This window comes from Paraburkholderia sp. SIMBA_054, assembly GCF_046534875.1.
GTDB lineage: Bacteria > Pseudomonadota > Gammaproteobacteria > Burkholderiales > Burkholderiaceae > Paraburkholderia > Paraburkholderia hospita.
Map to the genome: position 1 here is coordinate 25,055 of NZ_JAWRXV010000095.1, position 6,000 is coordinate 31,054.

Consider the following 6,000-nt stretch of genomic DNA (forward strand, 5'->3'; position numbering starts at 1 on the left):
CTGCGTTGACAGTTGACGTACGTATTCTCTCCGGAGCCCTCATGGCTGTGCTGCACTCGCCCGGCATGTCCGGCGGCAGAACGCTAGGCAGGATTCTCGCGTGGCTCGTCGCCGTGCTGCTGATCCTGATCGCCGCGCTCGCGGTGTTCATTCTCACCTTCGACTGGAATCGCGCGCGGCCCTATGTGAACGACAAGGTCAGCGAAGCCATCGGCCGGCCGTTCGCAATCGAGGGGGATCTGAAGGTCGGGTGGCGGCATCCCGTCGGCGAGACGGGCTGGCGCTCGTGGGTGCCCTGGCCTCGCTTTTCCGCGCAGAACATCACGGTCGCCAATCCGGACTGGACCCGGCAGAAACACTTCGCGATGCTCGACGAGATCGACTTTCAGGTGAAGGTGCTGCCGTTGCTCGCGCATGACATCGTCATTCCGGCGATCAATCTGGTGAATCCGTCCGTCGATCTCGAACGGCTCACCGACGGACGCAATAACTGGACATTCAGGCTCAGGTCGTCGGCGGGACCGTCGGAATGGAAACTCGACCTGCACGACATCCAGTTGAACAAAGGCAACATCGCGCTGGCCGACCAGCAGAAGAAGATCGAGATGCAGGGCGTCATCGATACGCTCGGCCAGCCGATTCCCATCGGCGAAGCGTTGAAGCAGCAGGAAGAGACCTCACGCAAGGCGTCGGTGGACGTGGTCGGCAGGCAGGGGGCGAAACAGCTGGGCACGCAGGCGAAAGCGGCGGCGGCGTCCGAGGCCTCGGGCGCGTCGGCGGTGGCGCCTGGCGCGCCTGTTGCAACTGGCGCGTCCTCATCTGCGGCGCCTGCCGCGCCGGCTGGCGTGGGCGCGTCAAACCTGACGGCTGCGGGCGCATCCGCGGCCGTCGCCGCACCCGGCGCGCCTGCAAGTGGAGCGGGCGGAACGGGCACGGCCGTCGCGCAGCGCCCGAGCGCCCCGCAATATGGCATCGGCTGGACCGTGAAGGGCACCTATAACCGCTCGGCCGTATCGGGCAGCGGCAAGCTCGGCGGCGTGCTCGCGTTGCAGGACACATCGCGGCCGTTGCCGGTACAGGCCGATGTGAAGGCAGGGGACCTGCGCATCGCGCTGGTCGGCACCGTCACCGATCCCGCGCATCTCGCCGCCGTCGATCTGCGGCTGTGGCTGCAGGGCACGAGCCTCGATCATCTGTATGACCTGACGGGCATCACGTTGCCCGAAACGCCGCCCTACGCGTCGGAAGGCCATCTGATCGGCAACTTCAAGCCGGGCGCGAGCGTATTCAGGTATGAAAATTTCACGGGCCGCGTCGGCGGCAGCGACCTGAACGGCATGCTCGTCTATACGCAGCGCGAACCGCGTCCGCTGCTCGAAGGCACGCTGGTTTCGAACCTGTTGCAGTTCAGGGACCTTGCGCCGATCATCGGCGCGGATAGCAACGCGAGCAAGGCAAAGCGCGGCGATACCGCGCGCCAGCCATCGGGCAAGGCGCTGCCGACCGAGGCGTTCAAGACCGACCGCTGGAAGGCGATCGATGCCGACGTCAAGTTCACGGGCCGGCGCATCGTCAAGGACCCGGCGCTGCCCATCACCGATCTCTACACGCATGTCGTGATGACGGACGGCGTGCTGTCGCTGGAGCCGCTGAAGTTCGGCGTGGCGGGCGGCTCGCTCGCGTCGAACATTCATCTCGACGGCAGCGCGACGCCGCTCAAGGGCCGCTTCTCGACGGAAGCGCGCCACCTGAAACTGAAGCAGTTGCTGCCGACCGCGAAGACGATGCAGAACGCGCTCGGCGAGGTCAACGGCGACGCGGCGCTGTCGGCGACAGGCAATTCGCCCGCGGCGCTCGCGGGCACGTCGAACGGCGAAGTGAAGCTGCTCGTCACCGACGGCGCGATCAGCCGTCTGCTGATGGAAGCGGCGGGGCTGAACGTCGCGAACGTCGTGTACGAAAAGCTGTTCGGCAATCGCGACGTGCAGATCAATTGCGCGGCCGGCGACTTCGTCGTGACGGCCGGCATGGTCGATTCGCGCGTGTTCGCGCTCGATACGCAGGATGCCGTGATCAATGTGGACGGCAAGGTGAACCTGAAAGACGAGACGATGGATCTCGGCGTGCATCCGCATACGAAGGGTTTCCGTGTTTTCACGCTGCGCTCGCCGCTGTACGTGAAGGGCACGTTCAAGCATCCGCATGTCGGCGTGAATGCGGCGGCGCTCGCGGTGCGTGGTGGCGCGATGGTCGGCCTCGGCCTGATCAATCCGTTCGCCGCGCTGGTTCCGCTGATTGCGCCGAGCAACAACAAGCCGCTGCCGTGCCAGGAGTTGATGGCGGCGATGCAGGCGCAGCATCCGACGGCGCCCGCACCGGGGCAACGCGAGAAGGCCAGACCGCTATTGCCGCCTGGCACGCCGGGTGCCTCGGCCGTCGAACCGTCGGCACCCGCGACGCCTTCTTCGAAGCCTTCGACGCCGTCGAAGAAGCCCGCGGCACCCGCTGGCGGTGCGGCATTGCCTGGGCGCGCGAATGCGGCGGATTACAAGGGCAGTTGAGAAGCGAAATCAGATTGCCGCTGGCGAAAAATGGGCGCGGGGTTCGCGCGTTTGTCTGCGCCTTGTCTGCGGAGAACCTGGATGACAGTCATGATTGGTCGACGGCTACCTTCGGGTACTGCGATACGCTCGCTCCTGTCGCTGGCATGTGTTTCCAGTCCCAACCCGGCATGGCGTGGCAAGCAACGTTGCCTTGCTGCTCAAGGTGCGACTCATCTCCTTTGGCCTCGTCATGGGGGTCGCTTTCCTGCTGGTCGTGTCCCTCGTATTTGGACACGGTCATCAGCTTTGTCGGTGCAAAGCTGTTCGCCAACTCACCGCTGATCGTGGTCGGCGAAATCGCACAGTTTGTTTTCGGCATGGACACCTTCGCTACGTTGATCAAAATGTTGCCTGATGCCCACGTGCGCTGGAGGACCGCATGGCCGGGCGCGATCGTGTCCGCGTTGCTACTTTCCGGTGGACACAAGCTGTTCGCGCTCTATCTCACCCACGCTGGGACCGCCACAGCGCATTCGGCGCTGCGGGCTCGCTGGCGGCGCTGATGATGTGGCTGTACTTCTCGGCGGCGGTGCTGTTGCTTGGCGCGGAGATCGCCGCCGAGGTCAGTCAGGCGAGCAGCCAACCTGCCAATCTCCCGGGCCACGTGGCGCACGACAACCGCACGCTTGCCACTGAATCGCCGCGCGCCTGGCTACGTGATCGGGAATCTGTCATGTCTGACCTTGCGAGCGGGGAGCAGTACGTAAACAATCTGGTGACATGGAGTTCGAATCGTCACCACAGGCGCCTTGCTGTTCGTTTCGGCCTCGGCGAGCGCCATCAAATTCTGCACTACGGTGAATGCATACTTCGAATCGAAGTCCGCGCGCTCGACCCAATACGTGGAAGTGCCGTATCTCATGGCGACATAAGCATCGGCAGACGGCTTGTCGCCGTGTCGCACGATGATGGTTGGCCGCGTTTCGCCCCCGACCAGCGTGACAGTCGGTTTCGTCGAGCCGTCGCTGCCCCTTATGTCGGGCACCTGGATCTGCGCGCCAAGGTCAGTGAGAATGCCGAGCACCGAGCGCGTCAGGATCGCGATGTGGTCGCCGCCGCGTGACGACTGTCCGTACGCGATCTCGTAGTTGCCCGTTTTCGCGCTCAGATGCAGCAGCTTGCGCACCAACAGCAGATCGTGCTTGGCCTGGTCGGCTCTCGTGGTCGATGCCGTGCCGAGCACGAGATAGACATGCTGTTCGTTGGTTCGTTGTCTTCCGTGCGCGATTCGACATTGAGTTCGCCCGCCATCTGCAGGCGGCGCAACGCCTGTATCAGTTGAAAGAATTGCCGCGCCCCCCGCTGTCTTCGCCGCCGAGCCGTTTGTACGCTGACGGCGCAGCAGGTAATGAGGCCAGGAAGCTGCATTGAACACTTTCGGCTTGTACGAGCATCGGCCCGATGCGGCAGAAATCCGATCAGGTCGACTTATGTGCGCGCGCTCGGCGAAGCAAGGAAACGCGAAATACTCGCGGCCATCATTGGCTTGCGCCATGCCGACGCGCCCTCGTTCCTGACCGTCAGTCAGATCATCGCGGCGTACAACGTGGACGCATCCGCGCCGTCGACGTGTAGAAAAATATGGTCGCGTGGACGAACGGCGCCCGCCGGTAAAGACGTCCCTGGCGACGCAGCACGTTGCATGCCGCGTGCTTTCATCATGCAGTGGAAACGTGGAGACCGCGCCAAAGCCGGGGGGCTTACCGCACTGAGTTAAACCGGCCGCAGATCGCATGAGTCAATTCGCGCGGCTGTGGCCGTTTTCTTGTGAACGAGCGTCTCGGGCTCATCGCCTGAACAGCCAGATCAGGATCGACAAAACGACTGAAATGACGATGCACGTCACGATCGGAAAATGGAAAGCTGAACCCCGGCCGTACGATGTTGACGTCGCCAGGCAGGCGCCCGGGTGGGAGCCGGGACAGCCACCGCCAGCCGAGACCTGCGGCCATGAGTTCGTGTTGGGCGCGCCGCAGCAGGCCGATCTCATGTAACGTGTGGGCGCGCGGCGTGGGCGGAGCACCACAGCCCAGCCCGACGAGCACGAATGGATGCGTCAGCGCCTGTCGCTGGCGATCAGCTGGACGAGCGTGTCATTGTGGCGACGGAAATGGTCGACCCAGGCCGATGTGTCGATCAGGACGCAAAGGCGCGTCCCGCGACGGGCACAACGCTTGCTGAACGCCTGCCAGGGCCGCATGCGATGCAATGCATGAACGAATTGCAGCGAGTCCCGTGTCGGCGACGGAACAGACAGAACCGCGGCGGCAGTGGTCTTTGGTGAGGTCATCGGCGCCGCGGGCCGCGATCGATCACACGGATAACAGGACCGCAACCCCTGATCATCAACTGAGAAGGAGAAACCATGAAAACCATCCAGTTCCTCAAGGCCGCAGGTAGCATTGCATGTGTTGCATTCGCACTGAACGCCACCGCGCAGACGACGGCGTCCGCACCGCCGTCGACTTCGGAAAGCGTCGGCCAGCACATCGACGACAGCACGATAACCACCAAGGTCAAGGCCGATCTGCTCGGCGCAAAGAACGTGAAGTCCACGCACATTCACGTCAAGACCCAAAAGGGCATCGTCTGGCTGACGGGCTCAGTGCCGTCGGCGGAAGACAAGACGGCCGCGCAGGATGTCGTGCAGAACGTGTCCGGCGTCAAGGGCGTGAAGAACCACCTGAAGGTCTCGGCTGATTAAGTGTTGCCCGTTCGCGACGCTCGCAAAGCAAGGCCGCCTCTTCACACCGGGCGGCCTGTCAAACTCTCCGACGTTCCCTGACCGCACTATCCGCACCATCGCGCGGTCCGTAACGCCTCACGTTCCCCGCACACGCGGCCCGACTTCAGGTCGTGTTTCTCAGGCCTTCATCGACGCATACTGATCGCGCAGCGTGCGAATGCGATCGTGATTTTGCAACACATCTTGATAGAGCCGCTCGACGACGGCTCGCGCATCGGCGGGCCATTCCTTTTCGAGCGCATCGTGAAAGCGCTTTTGCGCGACATCTTCACCCTTTTCGCAATCGGCGAGGATTGCATGCCTCGTAGAGCGAAGGAAATCTGAAAGTCCGTTGCACCAGGAATTGTGTCAATTGCCAGCGTCCAGCTCATCGCCCGGCAAAATGCGCTGAGTGTTCAATCTCTTGCCAGCGAAGGAAATGTGTCACTGCCCTCTCATTCACCCGAGGCAACACTAAAGATAGCGGCTTGTGAACGCACCGCGGTGCGCCGCTTTCATCGGTTCCGCGTTGTCCGGCGTCCACGTCCCGCCATGACTTGCATAGCAATGTGCAACGGCGGGAATTGCGAAATTGACTACGCGAAAGCCCGCGGCTGGAAGATCGTGCGAGAGATGCAGGAAACCGGGAAACCGCCAGCGGCGCGTCACAAA

Annotated in this window: 3 protein-coding genes and 5 pseudogenes; 3 read left to right on the forward strand and 5 right to left on the reverse strand. The window is 63.1% G+C overall.

The window, feature by feature from the left end:
• The first annotated feature begins 41 nt into the window (after nt 1-41).
• Both SB822_RS51350 and SB822_RS51355 read left to right on the forward strand, forming a co-directional pair.
• The gene (locus SB822_RS51350; RefSeq protein WP_410858396.1) at nt 42-2,561 is read left to right on the forward strand and encodes an AsmA family protein; all 2,520 of its coding nucleotides are present in this window, start codon (nt 42-44) and stop codon (nt 2,559-2,561) included.
• Between the two features lie 160 nt (nt 2,562-2,721).
• A pseudogene (locus SB822_RS51355) lies at nt 2,722-3,213 on the forward strand (YihY/virulence factor BrkB family protein); the annotation flags it as partial.
• Nucleotides 3,214-3,255: 42 nt separating this feature from the next.
• On the opposite strand, the pseudogene SB822_RS51360 reads toward SB822_RS51355, so the two are convergent.
• The 3 genes and pseudogenes from SB822_RS51360 to SB822_RS51370 all read right to left on the reverse strand — a co-directional run.
• A pseudogene (locus tag SB822_RS51360) lies at nt 3,256-3,922 on the reverse strand (hypothetical protein); the annotation flags it as partial.
• Between the two features lie 467 nt (nt 3,923-4,389).
• Nucleotides 4,390-4,449 (reverse strand): hypothetical protein, encoded by a 60-nt coding sequence (locus SB822_RS51365; RefSeq protein WP_410858401.1) that lies wholly within the window; start codon nt 4,447-4,449, stop codon nt 4,390-4,392.
• Between the two features lie 55 nt (nt 4,450-4,504).
• A pseudogene (locus tag SB822_RS51370) lies at nt 4,505-4,555 on the reverse strand (DUF2905 domain-containing protein); the annotation flags it as partial.
• Between the two features lie 413 nt (nt 4,556-4,968).
• On the opposite strand from SB822_RS51370, the gene SB822_RS51375 reads away from it, so the two are divergent.
• On the forward strand, nt 4,969-5,307 hold the full coding sequence (locus tag SB822_RS51375; protein ID WP_410858397.1) for a BON domain-containing protein: 339 nt from the start codon (nt 4,969-4,971) through the stop codon (nt 5,305-5,307).
• Nucleotides 5,308-5,466: 159 nt separating this feature from the next.
• Here SB822_RS51375 and SB822_RS51380 read toward each other — a convergent pair.
• Nucleotides 5,467-5,679: pseudogene (locus SB822_RS51380) on the reverse strand (PA2169 family four-helix-bundle protein); the annotation flags it as partial.
• A gap of 123 nt (nt 5,680-5,802) precedes the next feature.
• Nucleotides 5,803-6,000, reverse strand: a pseudogene (locus SB822_RS51385) (hypothetical protein); the annotation flags it as partial.

Bases quoted from the DNA above. Each gene is read 5' to 3' on its own strand.
- SB822_RS51350 (WP_410858396.1), top strand. From the start codon at position 42: ATGGCTGTGCTGCACTCGCCCGGCATGTCCGGCGGCAGAACGCTAGGC.
- SB822_RS51375 (WP_410858397.1), top strand. From the start codon at position 4,969: ATGAAAACCATCCAGTTCCTCAAGGCCGCAGGTAGCATTGCATGTGTT.